The following is an 18,338-nucleotide window of genomic DNA, read 5'->3' on the forward strand; positions in this document are numbered from 1 at the left end:
ATCAGTCCGACGACAGAACCTTGCGTGAATTGCTGGCGTTGTGCGCGAGCAGACTGCTCAAGAATGCCGCGGACGCCCCGAGCCGAATGTCATTCAGGGGAAGGCATTTCCCGGACCCCGTCCCGGTGCCTGCCCCAAACTCAATCCGGTGTCGGGGTCCGGGACTCGATCACGCGATCGGCGTGGACCGTGGATCATTCAGCAGTCTCGGTGGGCACGTCCTGGCTTCGGCGGCCGACAGCAGCAGGTGCACTGACGAGCCGCGGTGCCTGCGATCGGTCCGCCCGCCCGGCAATGTCCACCGCCGACCGGGCCTTTCTCCCCTCGGATTCCCCAAGACTGTCACACCACTCGTGTAGGTTGCACACAGGCGCTGACCGGGAGATTTCCGCAGTTCCCCTTGGTCGGCCGGCACTTCGGGACCGTCTGGGAGGCAGCGTGAGCACACCGGCGAAGCGCGGGAGCACCGCTACGTCCACCTTCGGGGTGGGTCGGCGGGAGGCGCATGACTCCTCCGCCTTCTACAGCCGCTTCCCCGTGCCGGAGACCAGCGAGGATGCAGACATCGCCCGTCCCAGCTGCGTCGACCGGCTCTGGGTGGGCGACGCCCGCGACATGGACCGCTACGGCGACATCGCCGACTCTTCGGTGGCGCTGGTCGTCACCTCCCCGCCGTACTACGCCGGCAAGGAGTACGAGGAGGCCGTCGGCGAAGGCCACATTCCCGCCAGCTACCTGGACTACCTGGAGATGCTGCACGACGTCTTCGCGGAGTGCGTGCGCAAGCTGGAGCCCGGCGGGCGGATCGCCGTCAACGTCGCCAACCTGGGGCGCAAGCCGTACCGGTCGCTGTCCGCCGACGTGATCGACATCCTGCAGAACCGCCTCAAGCTGTTGCTGCGCGGCGAGGTCATCTGGCAGAAGGCCCGCGGCTCCACCGGCAGTTGCGCCTGGGGCTCGTTCCAGCGGCCGGGCTCGCCCGCCCTGCGAGACCTCACCGAGCGCGTGGTCATCGCCTCGAAAGGCCGCTTCGACCGAGCAAGATCGCTTGACGCGCGAGCAGCCGCCGGCCTGCCCGCCACGGGCTCGGCCACGGCCGACGAGTTCATGGAGGCAACGACCGACGTATGGGAGATTCGGCCGGCCTCGGCGACGCGGGTCGGGCACCCCGCTCCGTTTCCCATCGAGTTGCCGCAACGGCTGATGGATCTGTACACGTACCGTGGCGACCTCGTCCTGGATCCGTTCATGGGCGCGGGGACGACAGCGGTCGCCGCCGTGCGGACCGGTCGCCACTATGTCGGCTTTGAGACCGACGCCGGCTACGTCACCCTGGCCGAGCAGCGCGTCGAGACCGAGCGGGCGTGCGGTGGGAAGCATGATGGGTTCCGGCGCTGGGAGGTATCGATCCCGGCGAAGTCCGAACCACCCCACCCCAGCGACACGGATCCGCAGATTCGGGCGCTGGCCGAGGGGCGGAGCGCGACTCAGATCGCGCGTCTCCTGATTCGGGAATCCGGTTTCAGGGACATTCGACGACATGTGAGTTGTGGTAATAACGTTACAATTACTTACACTGCAATAGATGAACGACATACTCGCTGGCGCTTCGACGTATCTGGAGGATTCACTCAGGTGTCCCAATCTGGACTGGGCCCGCATGAGTCGCTGTGGAAGGCGATAGGGAAGTCGACCATGCTGCATGTGGCCAATCCCGCGCCCCTGGTTCTCCTGACCACCGCCCTGCCGCCGGTCGGAAGCGCCGGCAGTGAAGCACTGGCGGCCGTGACCGGTCTCGGCCGGCCGGTCGCGGCGGTCATCGACTTGGGCGAGCCGGGCGGGATCAAGCGCCTCGCCGCCCTAGCGAGGGGCGACCCCGAGGCGATGAGTGACCTGATCGACTGGGAGCGGAAACGCCCTCGAGTCGCCTTCGCCCAGATCTACCGACCCGGTGATCCGGGCCGGGTGCTGATCGCGGACGACGAGGAGAGCATCGGTCAGGCAATTGCGCTGCACGTCATTGCGAGGACATCGCCGCGCGAACTCGGCTCGAGCATCGGCGAGATCCGCGGAGCGCTTCTGGAGCGCCGTTGGGCGGACGCCGTGGTCGCCTGGATGGGTGCCACCGGCCACGTCGTCGACTGCTACCCCGATGAGCCGGTCTGGGGATCCGCCCCTGACGACCGGCCGATCGAATTCGAACTCCAATTCACGCCACTGTTCGAAGAGGCAGGTGGCTGACGACCGGACCACCATCACCGAGTTGGCAACCGGACTGGGAACGACCGGTGCCGACTCGCTGCAGGAGACGATGGCCGAACGTCCCGGCAACCTGGCCATCAGCGACGAGTCCTGGGAGCGACTCGAGCGGATCCTTGCAGTCGGAAAGTACTCGGCCATGGCTCTGGCGGCGTTCGCCAACGGGGCATTCTTCGCCCGCCACCCGGCGGGGCTCGACGGGCGGGCGCCGCGGCTGATCGAGTGGAGCGGCGACAGGCGCATCCCCGGCGACCAGGCCGTCCCGGCCGACCTGCTGATCGACCGGGTCTACATGGTCAGTTGCAAGTACCTGTCGCAGATCCTGCACAACACGGCCCCAGCGCGGCTCTTCGACGAAATCCTCGCCCCCTCATCACAGGCGAGACACCCCGACTGGTTCGCCACGGTGGCGTCCCGGGAGCACCTGGCGCTCTACCGCAACGCGATAAAGCTGCTCGGCCTCGACGGCATGCCGGACACGCCCGGTTGGCTGGACGCGGCGCAGCGGAGGCGGCTCCGGGACGCCTTCCGAGAACACGGCAGCCGGGGGATGCCCGGCGAACTCCGCGCGCCGTACGACGCCCTCATCACCGCCGTGAGCAAACAGTCAGCCGAGCGCTGGCAGGAGGCGCTGCGAGAGCCCGCCCAGCAGGAGCGCATGCTGTGGCGGTTGCTGCGCACGTACTCGGCCACCTACTACATCCTGGGCATCGACCGGCGGCGGACGATGCGGCTGCGGGTGATGACGCCCTGGGAGTGGCGGCAGGCGTTCGAGTTCCGGTCGTTCGCGGCAGCACCCGACGGTCGCGGCCAGCCGCGGGTCAACTGGACGGCCCGCTATCGGGACCGGCCGAGCGGGGAGCGCCGCGAGGTGCGCGGGCATGTGGAGATCCGCTGGAGCCATCGGCCCTTCTGCGGCCCGCCGGAGGCGAAGATCTACCTGGACACCCACCACGACGAGGTGCCGGGCTACGTCCCGCTGGACGGGCGCGGCCGCGGCCCCGGACACGAGCAACTGAGCTTCCCGCTGAACGGCGGCTGAGCGGGCGAAAATGTCGCGCGGCGCGGCGGGTCGGTCGCGTCGACACGCCAGCGCAGGGCCCGTCCCGAACCCCGATCCGGGATCAGAATCCACCACCGAGGGGCACCGAACCTCTTCTTCCGCTGACCGGTGTCCAGTCGCCTACGGGCAGGCGGTGCGCTGGGGCAGTTCCGCGACCTGCGCCAAGAGGCCCCGGACCTCGACGGCGCGCACGGCGTAGCCCACGTCCTCCCGGAACCGCGACGTGGCGAAGACCATGCCCACGACGGTGCCGCCCGCATCCAACACCGCGGCCCCGGAGTCGCCGTAGGCACCGTCGAAGCTCAGTTCGAGAGCGCGGCGGCTGGCCCGGCTCGCGAGGTAGATGTCGTCGATGTTGGCCCGAATCCGGCGGGTCACTCGAACCGGCTTCGCCACGAACTCGCCCTCCTCGGGCGCTGTCGCCACGGCACCGGTGCTCCCGGGCGAGGCCAACTCCGGCTCGTCGCCGTCAGCGAGCGCGACCGGTTCGGCGCCGAGCCCCGGCACCCGCACAGCGGCGATGTCCTGCACCGGATCCAGCGCCACCACGAAGCCGTTCCGGCTACGCCCGGTGCTGTCCGTGACCGCCACCTGGCGGCGCCCCGCCACAGGGTGGGCCGCGGTCACGACCAGATCGTCCGCCACGGCGAACCCGCTGGCGACAGACCGACCGCCACAACCGGTCGACGTCACCGACACGAACGACCCGACCGGCGGCGCCTCCCCGAGCACCCCCCACAGCGTCAACCCCAACGCCAGCCCCACAGCAGCCACCACCGCCCACCGTGCCGTTCGCAGGCGCTCTCGATCACCCCCTTCATCCCCGACGACGGCGGTCGCCGCTCCCGCTTCGTCGAACATCACAGTTACCCTATTTAGTGCTTAAGGATCCGTTTGCACCACCCATCGTGGACGACAAGATGACAGCCGTGGGCACATCACCCTGCTGCGGTCGCGAACCCCGAACCGACTTCGCCGGATGAACGGCGTGATTGCTGTCCTCGGCTGGAGCCACCGGCCTGTCTACGATGAACTATGAGGCGAGCAGGAGGTTGGGCCGTGAGCGACCCTCGGTTCGGCAGGCGCCTATACACAGTGACCGGAGCTGCCCGCTACGTCGGTATGCCCCCTTCGACATTGGAGACGTGGGCACGCGGCTACGAGAGGCGACCTCAGGGGCGGCCGGTCGTCAGGCAAGGCCCTGTGATCACCTCGCTGGGGACAGCCGACGGTGACCGGCGGACAATCCCCTTCATCGGGCTCGTGGAAGCCGCCGTCGTACAGGCATTCCGACAGACCGGCCTTCCCCTGCAGCGGATCCGCCGGGCTCTCGAGGTCTTGGTCAACCAAGGTGAACTCGAACATGCGCTGGCCTCGACGAAGCTCTTCAGCGACGGCGCAAACGTCCTGTACGACTACGCCGCCAGCGAGAACGACCTCCAGTTGCGTCTGTTGACTGTGGTGAGTTCGGGCCAGCGGGTCTTCCACGAGGTCATCCAGCAGTACTTGACGCGCATCACCTTCGGCGACGACTGGGCCACCGAACTGATCCTGCCTGTCACGGAGCGCCCGTTGCTTCGGGTGGTTGCCGACGTGGCAGGAGGTGACCCGGTGTTCATGCACGGGGGTGCCCCACTCTCAGCCGTGCACTCACGGATCGCGGGAGGCGAGCCCATGGAATCGGTCGCCGCCGACTACGAGGTTCCGATCGACGACATCGCCGAATCCCTCCATGCGATCTGGCCCAAAGCAAGAGCAGCCTGATCCGAATAAGCCGGTCTTCTTCCTCGACCGCGGTTGGGGCGGCACATGATCGCTGACGCGATACGCGCGAAGGGCTACGAGGCATGGGCCATGGCCGACGTGTACACCGACGGTCGAGATCTGCGCCTCCCGGACTCCGACTGGATACGGCGCGCAGGCCGAGAGGGCTGGGTCGCAATCAGCAAGGACAACCAGATTCCGCGCGACCATGCAGACACGCTGAACGCCACCACCCTCCGGCTGTTCCTGATTCCCAACTCCAACATGACAGGCACCGAGATCGTCAGGCGACTGATGGACAATTGGGACGCCATCCTTCGCGGCACAGAAACCAGCGGCCCGTACGCCTACGCGATCCTGCCCGACCGGTTGGAGAAGCGCTGGCCGTAGCGACTGAGAATCGAACGGGTTCCAGGCGGGTGGTCGATCCATCGCACTCCTCCCGGCCGTCCCGGCACCGGTGAGCGACGAAACGACACTGTCATCCGGCCGTCGCCGGCCACCGACTGGCACCGTCGGGGCGTCGCCGGTTACGCCGATCCACTGACCTCGGCACCGTCAGAGATCGAGGACGGTCCGGCGACACAGTGAACGCCTGACCGCGATCGGTCGGTGATTCGAGGCCGTTGGTTCGTCATACGATATATAGTCTTCGTATGACGCTAATGCTCAGTTTCCGGACCGACGAGGAGCAGGTCGCCGGGGCCACCCGCTGGGCGGCAACCCTCGGCATCGACCGGTCAGAGCTCCTGCGTGAGGCACTCCGTCGGCACCTCCAGCAACTGGAGGCGGACCAGGACGTTCTGATCTACGAGGAGACGCCCTTGACGGAGGACGAGTTGGCCCTCGAAGAGATCGCCTACTGGCACCCGAACGAAGACTGGAGCGACTGGGCCGATGCAACGGGGTGAGATTTGGTTCGCCCGCACACCCGGCGGAGATCGGCCCGTTCTGGTGCTCACCCGTGACCCAGTCGCCGACCGGATCGGCGCGGTGGTATCCGCCGCTCTGACGCGCACGCAGCGGGGAACCGCCGCCGAGTTGACGCTGACGACACGCCGCGACGGCGTGCCGCGGGACTGTGTCGTCAACTTCGACACCATCTACACGATCCGACGAGATCACTTTCGCCGCCGTGTCACGACACTCTCGCCGGGACGCATGGCCGATGCTTGCCGGGCACTCATGGCAGCCACCGGCTGCTGAGATTGGCTGAAGCGCCCGGGGTTTGCAATCGGAAGTATTGCACATATATTGAAACCTCACTAATAGTGTGACCAGTCATCCAGGTGACGGTCGACTCATTCAGGAGGTGGAGTGCTGTGGCGCAGCCAGCGATGATCGCGATGTTTGCGTGGTTCGGACTTGCGAGTTTCGGCCTGGGGCTGCTCGTCCCGGTCATGAGGAACGGCTGGTACCGCCGAAGATTGGAGCGCGGGCGGGCCGGCCGCGGCGTGGCCGGGGCCGTCACCAGGGATGACATCCGCGGGGAGTTGTGCCGCGATCCGATGGCCATGAGCATGTTCATGGACGACGACACTCCGGAGGACGTTCAGCGGTACCTGTTCTTGGAAGCCGAGCGCAGGGCGATCCTGCGAAAGCGCAAGCAACTCGCCGACAACGAGAACGACTTCTTCGCCCCACCCCGCCGCCCCGGCCCCGATCCGGGCTTCAGCGGCTGCCGAAGCTAGCTGACCTGGGGATTCGCTATCGGACCGGCGGAGCTGCCCTTCATTCGCCCGCAAATGCCCTCCTGAACGGCAGGTAGTTGGAAGGCGGGCACCGGATGCCGGCCGCTAGCTTGTGGCGGATTCCGTCGCCCATCCGGGGGAGAGCCATGCGATCCGGCCCGATCGACATCCACGCGCACGTCCTGCCCGAGAACTGCCTCGCCATCCCCACCGCCACCGGTGAACTGCAGCTGCGCGAGGTGAACGGCGAACTGCACTTGGGGAACCTGTCGCTGTCGATCCGGACGGTGACGATGTACGACATGGACATGATCCTGGCCGACATGGACACCTACGGGCTGGCGGTGCGGGCCATGTCGCCGCCGCCGTTCACGTTCGCCCTCGACGCCCCCGCCGACCGGGCCGCCGCCTTCGTGACCTCGGTGAACGACGGGCTCGTGGCGATGTGCGAGCAGGCGCCCGACCGGCTGCGGGGGCTGGGGTCGCTGCCGCTGGCCGACCTGGACGCCGCCATGGTGGAGTTGCGGCGCTTGGCGGAGATCGACTGGGTGCGCGGCGTCACGGTGCCGCCGCTGGTGTGCGGCGTCTCCTTCGAGGCCGACCCGCTGCGCAGCGTCCTCATCGAGGCCCACCGGCTGGGGATGTGCATGATCGTGCACCCGATGCAGCTCCCCGGCCCCGGACTGGGGCACCACTACCTCATCAACCTGTTGGGCAACCCCACCGAGACGGCGGCGGCCATCGGGGCGGTGATCCTCTCGGGACTCGCCGACGAGCTCGACGGGCTGCGGCTGGCGTTCCTGCACGGCGCCGGCTGCGCGCCCGGCGTGCTGGGACGATGGGATCACGGTTGGGGCGCCCGCCCCGACGTGTCCGCCGACTGCACCCGGCCACCCAGCGAGGTGTTCCGGGACCGCATCTGGGCAGACAACCTCACCCACAGCGCCGACCACCTCCGCTTCCTGGCCTCGGTGGCCGGCGCCGAGCGCTTGGCCCTCGGCTCTGACTACCCGTTCGACATGGCCGCCAAAGACCCGGTCGGCGCGGCTGAGGCCGCTGGCCTCGACGTGGAGCAACTCACGCGCAACGCCCTGCGGTTCCTGGGCTATTGACGGAAGGCGACGGCGACCGGCGAGCTCGGGGGGACAGACCCCGCGGACAGCTCGCGTGCCTGGGCTTGACGGAAGGCGGCGGGGCGGGGACCCCGCCGCAGGGCATCGAGCCCCGGCCGGCGACCGTCGGGGACACCCCGCAGGAGCATCGCCCGACGCCCGCCGATCAGACGGCAGCACCGGCCACAGCCGCCCGGGAATCGGCCCCGGCGACCGCAGCGCCGGACCCGCGGCGATGGCTCCTGCTGGCCGGGATCTGGGCGATGTACGTCGCCTTCGGCCTGGTCGTGGCGTCGCTGGCGCCGGTGCTCACCCCCCTCGGCGAGGATCTGGGGCTCAGCAAGTCCCGCCTCGGCGCCATCCTGGGGACCTGGCCGGCGGTGTTCATCTTCGCCGCGGTGCCGTGCGGGCGCCTGCTCGACCGCATCGGGCTCCGCTGGGCACTGTTCGCCGGCGGCGTGCTGATGGGTCTCTCGGGCGTGCTGCGCGGGCTGGCGACTGGGAGCGTCACGCTGTTCGTTGCCGTGGGGATCTTCGGCCTGGGCGCCCCGATGATCTCCAACGGCGCCCCCAAACTCGTCGTCGGTTGGTTCGGCGAGGGCGAGCGCGCCAAAGCCACCGGGATTTACGTCACCGGTCCCGTCGTCGGGCAGGCCATCGCCCTGGCGGCGGCCAACAGCGTCATCGTTCCCGTAGCCGGAGGCAGCTGGCGCAGCGTGCCGCTGGTGTTCGCCGCGGTCACGGGAGCCGTCTGTGTCCTGTGGCTGATACTGACGGCCCGGATCGACTCCTCGACGCCGCAGGGTGGCCCGGGCCCGACCGGCGGGAACACCGAACGGGCGGGCGTGGCCGCCCTGATGAGCAATCCAGCGATGCGGCTGGTGCTGGCCATGGCCGTGGCCGTCTTCTTCGTGAACCACGGGCTGAACAACTGGCTGCCGAAGATCATCGAGGACGGCGGGCTGTCGGCCGAGAACGCCGGCTACCTGACGGCGGCGGCATACGCGGCCGGGTTGCTGGGCCCGCTGACGCTGCCGCGCCTGGGCAACCGCTACCCGCTGGCCGCGCCCGTGGGCGTCTCGCTGGGCCTCGGCGCCGTCATCGCCATGCTGACGCTGGTCTCGGGCCTCGCCTCGACGCCGTTCCTGATGCTCATCGGCATCTTGCGCTTCGGACTCGCCGGGCTGTGCCTGCTCACCCTCATGCGCGTGCCCGGAGTGGACGGCCGCAACATGGGCATAGCCAGCGGGCTGTTCTTCACCGCTGGCGAGATCGGCGGGTTCGGAGGGCCGTTCGCCGTGGGCGCCATCGGCGACGCCACCGGCGGATTCGACGCCAGCCTGTGGACCCTCACCGCCGCCGCGGTCCTAGTCGCCGCCCTGTTCGCCGTGATCCACCGGCGCAGCACCCGCGGCCCGAGCCGAGCCGAGGCGGCAGGCGTGCCCGACGACGGCTCGACCCGGCCCGAACCACCCGGCCCTGTCCTGTAGTCGGCCCGAGGCGGCAGGCCAGCCGGCACGTTTCACGTCGCTCTCGGCACCACCTCGGGGGCGACCGGTGGACGAGACACCGGTGCGCCGCCCCGGTCCGGTATAGATGTGAACCTATATCGGTCTAAGACTATACTTTCGAGATGTGACGTGGGAGATCAACGGCACCGACGAGTTCGCCGCCTAGTACGGAACTCTCGACATCGCCGAACAGGATGAGGTCATCGCTGTTGTTGAGCTCCTCGCCGAACATGGCCCGGGACTCGACCGGCCACACGCCGACCGGGTCCGGGGCTCGAAGTACCACAACATGAAGGAGTTACGGCCCAGAGGCGTGGCCAAGCATTGCCGGGTGCTGTTCATCTTCGATCCCCGTCGTAAAGCGATCCTGCTCCTTGGCGGCGACAAGAGCGGGCAGTGGGCGAAGTGGTACGCAACGGCCATCCCCCGAGCAGAGCGGCTCTACGAGGACTACCTCGCAGACCTGAAGGCACAGGGCCTCCTTGACGACACCTAACAGGAAGGGAGCACGACATGGGACATCGCAGGTTCGCTGACATCGTCGGCGACATCAGCCCTGAACGTCGGGCCCGAATCGATGCCATCAAGGAAGAAGCGCGCGCTGACGCTGTGGCTTTCAACCTCGCGGAACTCCGTCGACATCGCGAACTCACGCAGGTCGAACTCGCCGAGCGCCTCGAGAAGGCCCAGGCGTCGATCTCGGCGATGGAGGGCGCCGGCGACAATCTCCTGTCGACATGGCGCTCGGTGGTCGAAAGCATGGGCGGCCGGCTCGAACTCGTCGCCGTGTTCGACGATGAGCGCATCGCCATTCCGACCGCCGAGCCGGCGTGAACGTCGGAACACGACGAGCCGTCCGCACGCCGCCCTGTCGTCGTGGCCGTTCCGCCCCGGCCCGACACCGAGGTCATCACCTGACCGGCGACGTTCCTCTCTCTCACCGCAGCGCGGCGGCGCCCTGGTGCCCCAAGGCGTCAAGGGGCCAGCCCGTAGCCGGTCCTCGACGCTGAGTGTGCCGAGTGGGTGGGTATGGCCCACAATGTGGCGTCATGGCGGGTGATTCGTTCGACATCCTGACCGCCGAGCAGCGCGCCCGGGTGGAGATCGACGCGCAGCTCAAGGCGTGTGGCTGGACGGTGCAGGACTACCACCACGCCGCGGTGCGCGAGACCCAAGGGGTGGCGGTGCGGGAGATGCCCACCACCGCGGGGCGCGCCGACTACGTGCTGTTCGTGAACGGCCAAGCCGTCGGGGTGATCGAGGCGAAGAAGGCCGGCACGACGCTCACCGGTGTCGAATGGCAGACCCGCAGGTACCAAACGAGCTTCCCGCACGAACTGCCGGCGTTCCTCGTCGACGAGGCGCTGCCGTTCGGCTACGAATCGACCGCCCTCGACACCCGGTTCACCTGCGGACTGGACCCCGACCCGGCATCACGGCGGGTGTTCACGTTCCATCGGCCCGAGACCTTCGCCCGCTGGCAGCAAGAGCACGCCCGCCTCAAGGACCGGAAGCCCCCCGAGAACTGGGCCACGTTGCGGGGCGGGGTCCGGCGGCTACCCGAGTTGGACCCGGTCGGACTCTGGTCAGCGCAGGCGGAGGCGATCCGCAACCTCGAGGCATCGTTCTGGGCGAACCGGCCCCGGGCACTGATCCAGATGGCCACCGGATCAGGCAAGACGTTCACGGCGGCCAACGCCGTCTACCGGCTCCTCCGCCACGCCGGCGCTGGGCGTGTCCTGTTCCTGGTGGATCGGGCCAACCTGGGCCGCCAGGCGGTCCGGGAGTTCCAGGGGTTCGAGACGCCCGACGACCGCCGGAAGTTCACAGAGCTCTACAACGTCCGCTTCCTCGAATCCTCCCGGCTCGACATGAGTGACGAGTCGGCCACGAAGGTGCACGTGTCCACCATCCAGCGCATCTACTCGATCCTGCGGGGCGAGGAACTCGACGAGGGCCTCGATGAGCGGTCCGGCTTCGACATGGCGCCCCGAGACCCGGTGGAGGTCGTCTACAACCCGGCCGTGCCGATCGAGTCCTACGACGTGATCATCATCGACGAGTGCCACCGGTCGATCTACGGGGTGTGGCGCCAGGTGCTCGAGTACTTCGACGCCTTCCTCGTCGGGCTGACGGCCACGCCCGGCAAGCAGACGCTCGGCTTCTTCGATCAGAACCTGGTCATGGAGTACGGCCACGAGCGCGCCGTGGCCGACCGGGTGAACGTGGACTTCGACGTGTTCCGCATCCGCACCGAGGTCAGCGAGGCGGGCGGCACGGTCGACGCAGGCATGGTCACGGAGTTCAGGGACCGGGAGACCCGCGAGCAGCGATTCGACCGCATGGACGACGACCTCGACTACGACGCCGCCGACCTCGACCGCAAGGTCGTCGCCCCCGACCAGATCCGGACCGTCATCGCCACGCTGCGCGACTCGATGCCGGCCATGTTCGGGGACCGCATCGTGGCCGAGAACGGCCAGCTGAAGCACATCCCCAAGACGCTGATCTTCGCCAAGGACGACAGCCACGCCGACGACATCGTCCGGATCGTTCGCGAGGAGTTCGGGCTACCCAACATGGGCGCCGTGAAGATCACCTACCGGTCGGGCGACAGCGGCCACAAGCCCGAGGACCTGCTCCAACAGTTCCGCACCTCCTACGACACCCGCATCGCCGTGACCGTCGACATGATCGCCACCGGCACCGACGTGAGGCCCATCGAATGCGTCGTGTTCATGCGCATGGTCCGCAGCCGCAACTTCTACGAGCAGATGAAGGGCCGGGGCGTGCGGACCATCGACGGCAGCGACCTGCGGATCGTCACGCCCGACGCCACCGCCAAGGATCACTTCGTGATCGTCGACGCCGTCGGCGTCACCGAAGCCGACCTCAACGACACGGTGCCGCTCGAACGCAACCACAACATCGGCTTCGACAAGCTGCTCAACCTGATCGGTCTCGGATCCACCGACGAAGAGGTGGTCTCCTCGGTGGCCTCGCGGCTCGCCCGCCTCGACAAGCGCATCACCCAACCCGACCGTCTGGAGGTCGAAGCGGTCGCCGGTGTGAGCCTCACCGGCCTGGCCGCCCAACTCGTCGACGCCCTCGACCCCGGCCGCCACCTCGACGTCGCCCGTGGCGACACCGGCTCAGCGGATCCCACCGCCGAGCAGATCGCAGCCGCTCGCGATCGGCTCGTCACCGAAGCGCTCCAGCCCATCGCCGGGAACCCGCAACTCCGGGAAAAGCTCATGGATATCCGCCGCAGTTACGAGCAGGTCATCGATGCCGCCTCCGCCGACCGGCTCATCTCCGGGGAGTTCTCCGCCGACGCCGCCGACCGCGCACGGGGAGTGATCGCATCGTTCACCCAGTACATCGAGGACAACCGTGACGAGATCACAGCGCTGCAGGTCCTCTACAGCCAGCCTTACGGAGGTGGCCTCACCTTCGCCGACGTCCGGGAACTCGCCAACGCCATCGGGCGCCCGCCGCGCCGGTGGACCCCCAAGACGCTCTGGGCCGCCTACGAAACCCTCGACGCCTCCAAGGTCCGGGGGTCAGGCCACCGCGTCAACACCGACCTCGTCAGCCTTGTCCGCTACGCCCTCGGCAACGCTGACGAACTCGTGGCGTACCCCGACCTCGTGAACGAGCGCTTCGACGCCTGGCTACAGGAGCAGGACAACACCGGCCGTGCCTTCACGGAGGATCAGCTCGCCTACCTCCACCTGATCAAGGACCACATCGCCGCCAGCCTCACCATCGCTCCCCGTGACCTCATCGAGACCCCGTTCAGCGAACACGGAGGCCTCGGCCGAGCCCGCCAACTCTTCGGCCCCGATCTCAACCCGCTGCTGGACGAACTCACGCAAGCTCTCGCCGCATGAACGACGAGATGCCACCTGGATGGGCATGGGCAACGTTCGGAGACGTATCCAACGTCGTTGGAGGCGCGACTCCGAAGACGAAAATCGCCGCGAACTGGGGAGATGACGTCTCTTGGATAACCCCAGATGACCTCTCGCATCACAGTGGGATGTACATCGACAGGGGCCGCAGATCACTGACTCGCGAGGGCTACGAATCGTGTTCTGCGCAACTGATGCCAGCCGGATCCGTCCTTTTCACCTCTCGCGCCCCGATTGGATATGTCGCGATCTCGTCCGGCCCGGTGTGCACAAATCAGGGTTTCAAGAGCTTTGTACCACAGAGCGGCCTGAGAAGTGAATACCTGTACTGGTACCTACGCTTTGCTACCCCGAGAATTCGAGCGCTGGGGAGCGGAACGACGTTCAAGGAGATCTCAAAGGCTGTGGCCGCCTCAATATGGCTACCTGTCCCGCCCAATGCGGAACAGAAGCGGATCGTCGCCGCCATCGAGGAGCACTTCTCTCGCCTTGACTTCGCGGAAACCGCTCTCGAGGTCACCCGATCCAAGTTGCAGGCGCTGCGGCGATCAGTGCTTGCCGCCGCCTTCGCCGGCCGCCTCACAAACCCGCCCGCCGCCGCCGACACCGACCTTGGCCAGCTACCAGCAGGCTGGGAACAGGCAACAATCGGGGAAGTCTCTAACGTCGTGGGAGGTGCGACTCCAAAAACAACCGTCGCCGCGAATTGGGGAGACGGCATCTCCTGGATAACCCCAGACGACCTTTCGAGACACAACGGAATGTACATTGAGCGAGGCCGCAGATCGCTAACCCGCGAAGGCTACGAATCGTGCTCCGCACAACTGATGCCAGCCGGGTCCGTCCTCTTTTCGTCGCGGGCTCCAATCGGATATGTCGCAATCTCCTCCGGCCCCGTATGCACAAATCAAGGCTTCAAGAGCTTTGTGCCCCAGACCGGCTTGATGAGCAAGTATCTGTACTGGTATCTGCGCTTTGCTACACCCGACATCCAGGCAATGGGTAGCGGCACTACCTTCAAGGAGATTTCCAAGAAGGTCGCTCTCTCGATACCGCTCATACTCCCGCCAATAGACGAACAAGAACAGATTGTCATCGCTATCGAGGAGTTCTTCTCGCGCCTTGACGCTGCCGAAGTGGCTCTGGAGATCGTTTGGTCGAAACTGCAAGCCTTCCGGCGTGCTGTACTGGCTGAGGCGTTCGCGGGCAGGCTCGTCCCCCAGGATTCCGATGATGAACCGGCCGCAGCCCTGCTCGCGCGCATCGCCGCCGAGCGCCCAGTGCGCCCGACCAGCAGGAAGAGATCCATATGACCAACGATTCCAAGGCTCTCGTTCAGAAGTTGTGGGACTTCTGCGACGTGCTCCGCGACGACGGTCTGTCCTACGGCGACTATCTGGAGCAACTCACCTACCTGCTGTTTCTGAAGATGGCCGACGAGCAGTACGAGCTGTTGGGCGAGGACCGGGTGGTGCCCGAGGGGCTCGACTGGCCGTCACTGATGAGCCGGTCGGGCGCGGCTCTGGAGTCTCACTACAACGAGATCCTCGACGACCTCGGCGTCGGCGCCGACATGCTGGGCGTCGTGTTCCGCAAGGCTCGCAACAGGATCCAGAACCCGGCCAAGCTGGAGTTGCTGATCAAGGACCTCATCGACGGACACGAGTGGCTGAGCCTCGACGCCGACCTGAAGGGCGCCGCGTACGAGGGGCTGATCGAGAAGACCGCCCGCGAGGGCGCCAGGGGTGCAGGCCAATACTTCACACCACGGCCGCTGATCTCGGCGATCGTCGACGTGATGCAGCCCGGCCCGGCGGATCGGATCTGCGACCCGGCGTGCGGCACCGGCGGGTTCTTCCTCGGCGCCTACCGGTCAGTGGTCGAGCGCCACTCCCCGCTGGACCCCGACCAGCGTGACCATCTGCGGTCGGGCGCGTTCACGGGCTGGGAGATCGCCGACCTGCCGGCGCGACTGTGCGCGATGAACATGCTGCTGCACGGCATCGAGAGCCCCGGGTCCGACTCGCCGGTGCACGTCGACGACGCGCTGAGGGACGACCCCGGCATCCGCTTCGACATGGTGCTCACCAACCCCCCGTTCGGACGGTCGTCGTCGGACAGCTACGAACGGGAGAGCTTCTGGGCAACCACCAAGAACAAGCAGCTCAACTTCGTGCAGCACATCGTCGGCCTGCTCAAGGTCGGCGGCTCAGCAGCCGTGGTGGTACCCGACAACGTGCTGTTCGAGGCCGGCGCTGGCGAGACGATCCGCCGCCGGCTCCTGGGCGACTGCGACGTGCACACGCTGCTGCGCCTGCCGACGGGGATCTTCTACGCCCAAGGCGTCAAGGCCAACGTGCTGTTCTTCGAGCGCCGAGAGGGCGCCGAGCACCCCTGGACCCGCGACTTGTGGGTGTACGACCTGCGAACCAACAGGCGCTTCACCCTCAAACAGAACCCGATCACCCGAGCCGACCTCGATGACTTCGTCAACTGCTACCAACCCGGCAACCGCCACCGGCGAGTCGAGTCCGAGAGGTTCAAGAAATACACCTACGACGAACTGATCCAGCGCGACAAGGTGAGCCTCGACGTCTTCTGGCTCCGCGACGACAGCCTCGAAGACACCGAGAACCTGCCGGCCCCCGGAATCCTCGCCGCCGAAATCGTCGAAGACCTGCAAGCCGCCCTCGAAGAACTCCAAGCACTCGCCGAGAGCCTCAACGGCGGACAAAAGACATCATGACGGTCTCGTCGTGCCAGCTACTGGCCTGGGTGTTGCCATTTTGAAGCCGTGACTTCACCCGGCCAGTCTTCTGGTAACTCAAGGATCTCGCCAAGGCTCATCCCCTTCTTGATCGGAGTTGAGCAGGCTGGCGCTGTCGCGGCGCGCGACCGGTATGCGTGAGCAGTGGATATGCTGGCATATATGCGGCGGACGACCGTGATGCTTCCCGACGATCTGGATCTGCGTCTGCGCCGCGAGGCGGCGCGCCGCAACATGACCATCTCCGAAGTCACCCGCGAGGCCATCGAGCAACATGTCGGCGGGCCGCCCCGCCGGTTGCGGGCCGCTGGAGCCGGTCGCAGCGGGCGCGACGACGTCTCCGAGCGCATCGAGGAGATCCTGGCCGCCGAGGTGACCCCATAGCCGTCCTCGTCGACGCCGGCCCGCTGTACGCCTACGTCGACGCCGACGACCGCAACCACCGCGCCGCTCTGGAGCTACTGCGGAGCCATCCCGAGCCGCTGGTGGTGCCCACGCTGGTCATAACCGAGGTGGCCTATCTGGTCGGCGCGCGGCTCGGCACCGGCGCCGAGGTCCGGTTCCTGGGAGATCTGGCATCCGATGACTTCATCGTCGAGCCCGTGGCGGACGATGACTGGCTGCGGATCGCCGAACTGGTCGCCCGCCACGGCGATCTGCCGCTCGGCACCGTGGACGGCTCGATCGTCGCCGCTGCCGAGCGCCTCGGGATCACGCAGGTGGCGACCTTCGACCGCCGCCACTTCACCGTCGTCCGCCCCGCCCACATCGACGCCCTGGAGATCCTCCCCTGAGCACAATCCGCGCCGGCGCGAGCCGTACGCGGCGACGTTCATCGGAATGCTTGCGCGCTAGCCGGATAACTCGGGCCCGAGACGCTCCGGTGCGGCTGACCCAGGAAGTGAACCCGCCGGCCAGCAGCAACTAGATTGACCCGGCGCGACGGCCTCGGCACCTGAGCCGCCGCCCGGACCGACGGCTGGAGGGCATCACCATGAAGGAAGCGTTCGGCGTTCTCAACACCGACTGGCGCGAGGGGATCAACTGGCAAGAGGTCCGGGAGTGGCGGCTGCGGCGCGCCCGGGAGGCCATGGCCCGCCACGAACTCGGCGCCATGCTGCTGATGTACGACGAGAACATCCGCTACGTCACCTCCACGCTGACGCCGGGCTGGAACCAGTTGAAGCCCGGTCTGCGCTACGCCGTGCTCGTGGAGGGGCGCGAGCCCATCATCTACGAGCAGGGCGACATCGGCTACCACCTGCGGGAGCACTCCCCGTGGATCCCCGCCGAGAACGTGCGCTACTCCTACGCCTGGATCAAGGGGGCCGCCGGTCCGGCCGCCAGCTCGCAGGTTGCCAAGTTCACCAACGCCCTCATGGGCGACATCGAGGAGGCCGGCGTGGCCGACAAGCCGCTCGGCGTGGACTTCATGGATCTCAACATGATCCGGGTCTTCGAGGAGCGCGGCATCAACTGGACCGACGGCATGACGCCGATGATGGAGGCCCGTGCCATCAAGAGCCCCAACGAGCAGAAGGCCATGCGGATGGTCGGCTCCATCTGCGACGTCGTGCACTACCAGTTCAGCCAGTTCCTGCGCCCCGGGCTGACCGAGAACGAGGTCACCGCCTACGGCATGGAGCAGCTCTACAACATCCCCGGCATGGAGAACGTGGAGGACGTGATCGTGTCGTCGGGCCCGAACGCCTGGCCCAACTGGCGCAACCACGGCGACCGCATCATCCGACCCGGCGAGCTGGTCATCATCGACCTGGCGGCGCTCACCTGGAACGGCTTCAAGTCCTGCGTGTACCGCACCTACTGCGTCGGCGGCACCCCCACCGACGAGCACAAGCAGTACTACGACCTGGCACTCAAGTGGCTGAACGACTCCATCGAGGCCACCCGGCCGGGCGTCACCACCGCCGACATCGCCTCGGTGTGGCCGTCGGCGAAGGAGATCTGGGGCTACGAGGAGGAGGACGAGGCGGCCGCCAACCTGTGGGGCCACGGCCTGGGGCTGGCGCAGTACGACATCCCGGTGATCTCCAGGATCTGGTCGCTGGACCATCCCGTGGAGATCCAGCCGGGCATGGTCTTCGCCCTGGAGACCCAGCACGGCAAGCTGCACGAGTTCGGCGTGCGCCTCGAGGAGATGCTGATCGTGAACGACACCGGCATCGAGATGATCTCCACGCCGGCGCCGGAGATCATCGCCGTCGGCTGAGCGGGCCGCACGGCACCGATCCTCCAT

Annotated in this window: 19 protein-coding genes; 17 read left to right on the forward strand and 2 right to left on the reverse strand. The window is 67.3% G+C overall.

Annotated features, from left to right (window positions below):
- Positions 1-438: 438 nt before the first annotated feature.
- Both OXG55_15750 and OXG55_15755 read left to right on the forward strand, forming a co-directional pair.
- Positions 439-2,241 carry a site-specific DNA-methyltransferase gene (locus OXG55_15750; protein MCY4104689.1) on the forward strand — a complete coding sequence of 601 codons (1,803 nt, stop codon included), beginning with the start codon at positions 439-441 and terminating at the stop codon, positions 2,239-2,241.
- Positions 2,234-3,301, forward strand: a complete 1,068-nt coding sequence (locus OXG55_15755) for a hypothetical protein (GenBank protein ID MCY4104690.1) — start codon at positions 2,234-2,236, stop codon at positions 3,299-3,301. Before OXG55_15750 ends, OXG55_15755 begins: the two co-directional genes overlap by 8 nt.
- A gap of 141 nt (positions 3,302-3,442) precedes the next feature.
- Here the strand turns inward: OXG55_15755 and OXG55_15760 are convergent, their stop codons facing one another.
- A complete protein-coding gene (locus OXG55_15760; GenBank protein ID MCY4104691.1) occupies positions 3,443-4,183 on the reverse strand; it encodes a serine protease in 741 nt (246 codons plus the stop codon).
- Positions 4,184-4,381: 198 nt separating this feature from the next.
- On the opposite strand from OXG55_15760, the gene OXG55_15765 reads away from it, so the two are divergent.
- The 7 genes from OXG55_15765 (at position 4,382) to OXG55_15795 (ending at position 9,379) form a co-directional block, all read left to right on the forward strand.
- On the forward strand, positions 4,382-5,086 hold the full coding sequence (locus tag OXG55_15765) for a DUF433 domain-containing protein (protein MCY4104692.1): 705 nt from the start codon (positions 4,382-4,384) through the stop codon (positions 5,084-5,086).
- A 45-nt stretch (positions 5,087-5,131) separates the two neighbouring features.
- Positions 5,132-5,476 (forward strand): hypothetical protein, encoded by a 345-nt coding sequence (locus OXG55_15770; protein MCY4104693.1) that lies wholly within the window; start codon positions 5,132-5,134, stop codon positions 5,474-5,476.
- Between the two features lie 275 nt (positions 5,477-5,751).
- Entirely contained in the window at positions 5,752-5,997 is a 246-nt protein-coding gene (locus OXG55_15775) for a ribbon-helix-helix protein, CopG family (GenBank protein ID MCY4104694.1), read from the forward strand.
- Complete coding sequence (locus tag OXG55_15780; GenBank protein MCY4104695.1) at positions 5,984-6,292, forward strand: type II toxin-antitoxin system PemK/MazF family toxin; 309 nt, start codon at positions 5,984-5,986, stop codon at positions 6,290-6,292. Before OXG55_15775 ends, OXG55_15780 begins: the two co-directional genes overlap by 14 nt.
- 131 nt (positions 6,293-6,423) lie before the next feature.
- Entirely contained in the window at positions 6,424-6,777 is a 354-nt protein-coding gene (locus tag OXG55_15785; protein ID MCY4104696.1) for a hypothetical protein, read from the forward strand.
- A 146-nt stretch (positions 6,778-6,923) separates the two neighbouring features.
- Positions 6,924-7,889 (forward strand): amidohydrolase family protein, encoded by a 966-nt coding sequence (locus tag OXG55_15790; protein MCY4104697.1) that lies wholly within the window; start codon positions 6,924-6,926, stop codon positions 7,887-7,889.
- A gap of 65 nt (positions 7,890-7,954) precedes the next feature.
- Positions 7,955-9,379, forward strand: a complete 1,425-nt coding sequence (locus OXG55_15795; GenBank protein MCY4104698.1) for an MFS transporter — start codon at positions 7,955-7,957, stop codon at positions 9,377-9,379.
- A gap of 130 nt (positions 9,380-9,509) precedes the next feature.
- Here the strand turns inward: OXG55_15795 and OXG55_15800 are convergent, their stop codons facing one another.
- A complete protein-coding gene (locus OXG55_15800) occupies positions 9,510-9,656 on the reverse strand; it encodes a hypothetical protein (GenBank protein MCY4104699.1) in 147 nt (48 codons plus the stop codon).
- Between OXG55_15800 and OXG55_15805 the strand changes: the two genes are divergently transcribed.
- The 8 genes from OXG55_15805 to OXG55_15840 all read left to right on the forward strand — a co-directional run bounded on the left by OXG55_15805 (position 9,603) and on the right by OXG55_15840 (position 18,311).
- The gene (locus OXG55_15805) at positions 9,603-9,896 is read left to right on the forward strand and encodes a type II toxin-antitoxin system RelE/ParE family toxin (GenBank protein MCY4104700.1); all 294 of its coding nucleotides are present in this window, start codon (positions 9,603-9,605) and stop codon (positions 9,894-9,896) included. The genes OXG55_15800 and OXG55_15805 overlap by 54 nt on opposite strands.
- A gap of 17 nt (positions 9,897-9,913) precedes the next feature.
- Complete coding sequence (locus OXG55_15810; protein ID MCY4104701.1) at positions 9,914-10,234, forward strand: XRE family transcriptional regulator; 321 nt, start codon at positions 9,914-9,916, stop codon at positions 10,232-10,234.
- Between the two features lie 215 nt (positions 10,235-10,449).
- Positions 10,450-13,293, forward strand: a complete 2,844-nt coding sequence (locus tag OXG55_15815) for a DEAD/DEAH box helicase family protein (GenBank protein MCY4104702.1) — start codon at positions 10,450-10,452, stop codon at positions 13,291-13,293.
- Positions 13,290-14,627: a restriction endonuclease subunit S gene (locus OXG55_15820; protein ID MCY4104703.1), complete on the forward strand. Its 1,338-nt coding sequence runs from the start codon at positions 13,290-13,292 to the stop codon at positions 14,625-14,627. The genes OXG55_15815 and OXG55_15820 overlap by 4 nt, the downstream gene beginning before the upstream one ends.
- Positions 14,624-16,060 carry a class I SAM-dependent DNA methyltransferase gene (locus tag OXG55_15825; GenBank protein ID MCY4104704.1) on the forward strand — a complete coding sequence of 479 codons (1,437 nt, stop codon included), beginning with the start codon at positions 14,624-14,626 and terminating at the stop codon, positions 16,058-16,060. Before OXG55_15820 ends, OXG55_15825 begins: the two co-directional genes overlap by 4 nt.
- A 183-nt stretch (positions 16,061-16,243) precedes the next feature.
- Positions 16,244-16,465 carry a ribbon-helix-helix protein, CopG family gene (locus OXG55_15830; GenBank protein ID MCY4104705.1) on the forward strand — a complete coding sequence of 74 codons (222 nt, stop codon included), beginning with the start codon at positions 16,244-16,246 and terminating at the stop codon, positions 16,463-16,465.
- Entirely contained in the window at positions 16,462-16,875 is a 414-nt protein-coding gene (locus OXG55_15835) for a PIN domain-containing protein (protein MCY4104706.1), read from the forward strand. Before OXG55_15830 ends, OXG55_15835 begins: the two co-directional genes overlap by 4 nt.
- A 200-nt stretch (positions 16,876-17,075) precedes the next feature.
- Positions 17,076-18,311 carry a Xaa-Pro peptidase family protein gene (locus OXG55_15840; protein ID MCY4104707.1) on the forward strand — a complete coding sequence of 412 codons (1,236 nt, stop codon included), beginning with the start codon at positions 17,076-17,078 and terminating at the stop codon, positions 18,309-18,311.
- The last annotated feature ends 27 nt before the right edge of the window (positions 18,312-18,338 follow it).

The organism is bacterium (assembly GCA_026708055.1).
GTDB lineage: Bacteria > Actinomycetota > Acidimicrobiia > Acidimicrobiales > CATQHL01 > VXNF01.

Coding starts and splice junctions, on each gene's coding strand:
- OXG55_15760 (MCY4104691.1), bottom strand. CDS start 4,183: ATGTTCGACGAAGCGGGAGCGGCGACCGCCGTCGTCGGGGATGAAGGG.
- OXG55_15770 (MCY4104693.1), top strand. CDS start 5,132: ATGATCGCTGACGCGATACGCGCGAAGGGCTACGAGGCATGGGCCATG.
- OXG55_15775 (MCY4104694.1), top strand. CDS start 5,752: ATGCTCAGTTTCCGGACCGACGAGGAGCAGGTCGCCGGGGCCACCCGC.
- OXG55_15780 (MCY4104695.1), top strand. CDS start 5,984: ATGCAACGGGGTGAGATTTGGTTCGCCCGCACACCCGGCGGAGATCGG.
- OXG55_15785 (MCY4104696.1), top strand. CDS start 6,424: ATGATCGCGATGTTTGCGTGGTTCGGACTTGCGAGTTTCGGCCTGGGG.
- OXG55_15790 (MCY4104697.1), top strand. CDS start 6,924: ATGCGATCCGGCCCGATCGACATCCACGCGCACGTCCTGCCCGAGAAC.
- OXG55_15810 (MCY4104701.1), top strand. CDS start 9,914: ATGGGACATCGCAGGTTCGCTGACATCGTCGGCGACATCAGCCCTGAA.
- OXG55_15815 (MCY4104702.1), top strand. CDS start 10,450: ATGGCGGGTGATTCGTTCGACATCCTGACCGCCGAGCAGCGCGCCCGG.
- OXG55_15820 (MCY4104703.1), top strand. CDS start 13,290: ATGAACGACGAGATGCCACCTGGATGGGCATGGGCAACGTTCGGAGAC.
- OXG55_15825 (MCY4104704.1), top strand. CDS start 14,624: ATGACCAACGATTCCAAGGCTCTCGTTCAGAAGTTGTGGGACTTCTGC.
- OXG55_15830 (MCY4104705.1), top strand. CDS start 16,244: ATGCGGCGGACGACCGTGATGCTTCCCGACGATCTGGATCTGCGTCTG.
- OXG55_15840 (MCY4104707.1), top strand. CDS start 17,076: ATGAAGGAAGCGTTCGGCGTTCTCAACACCGACTGGCGCGAGGGGATC.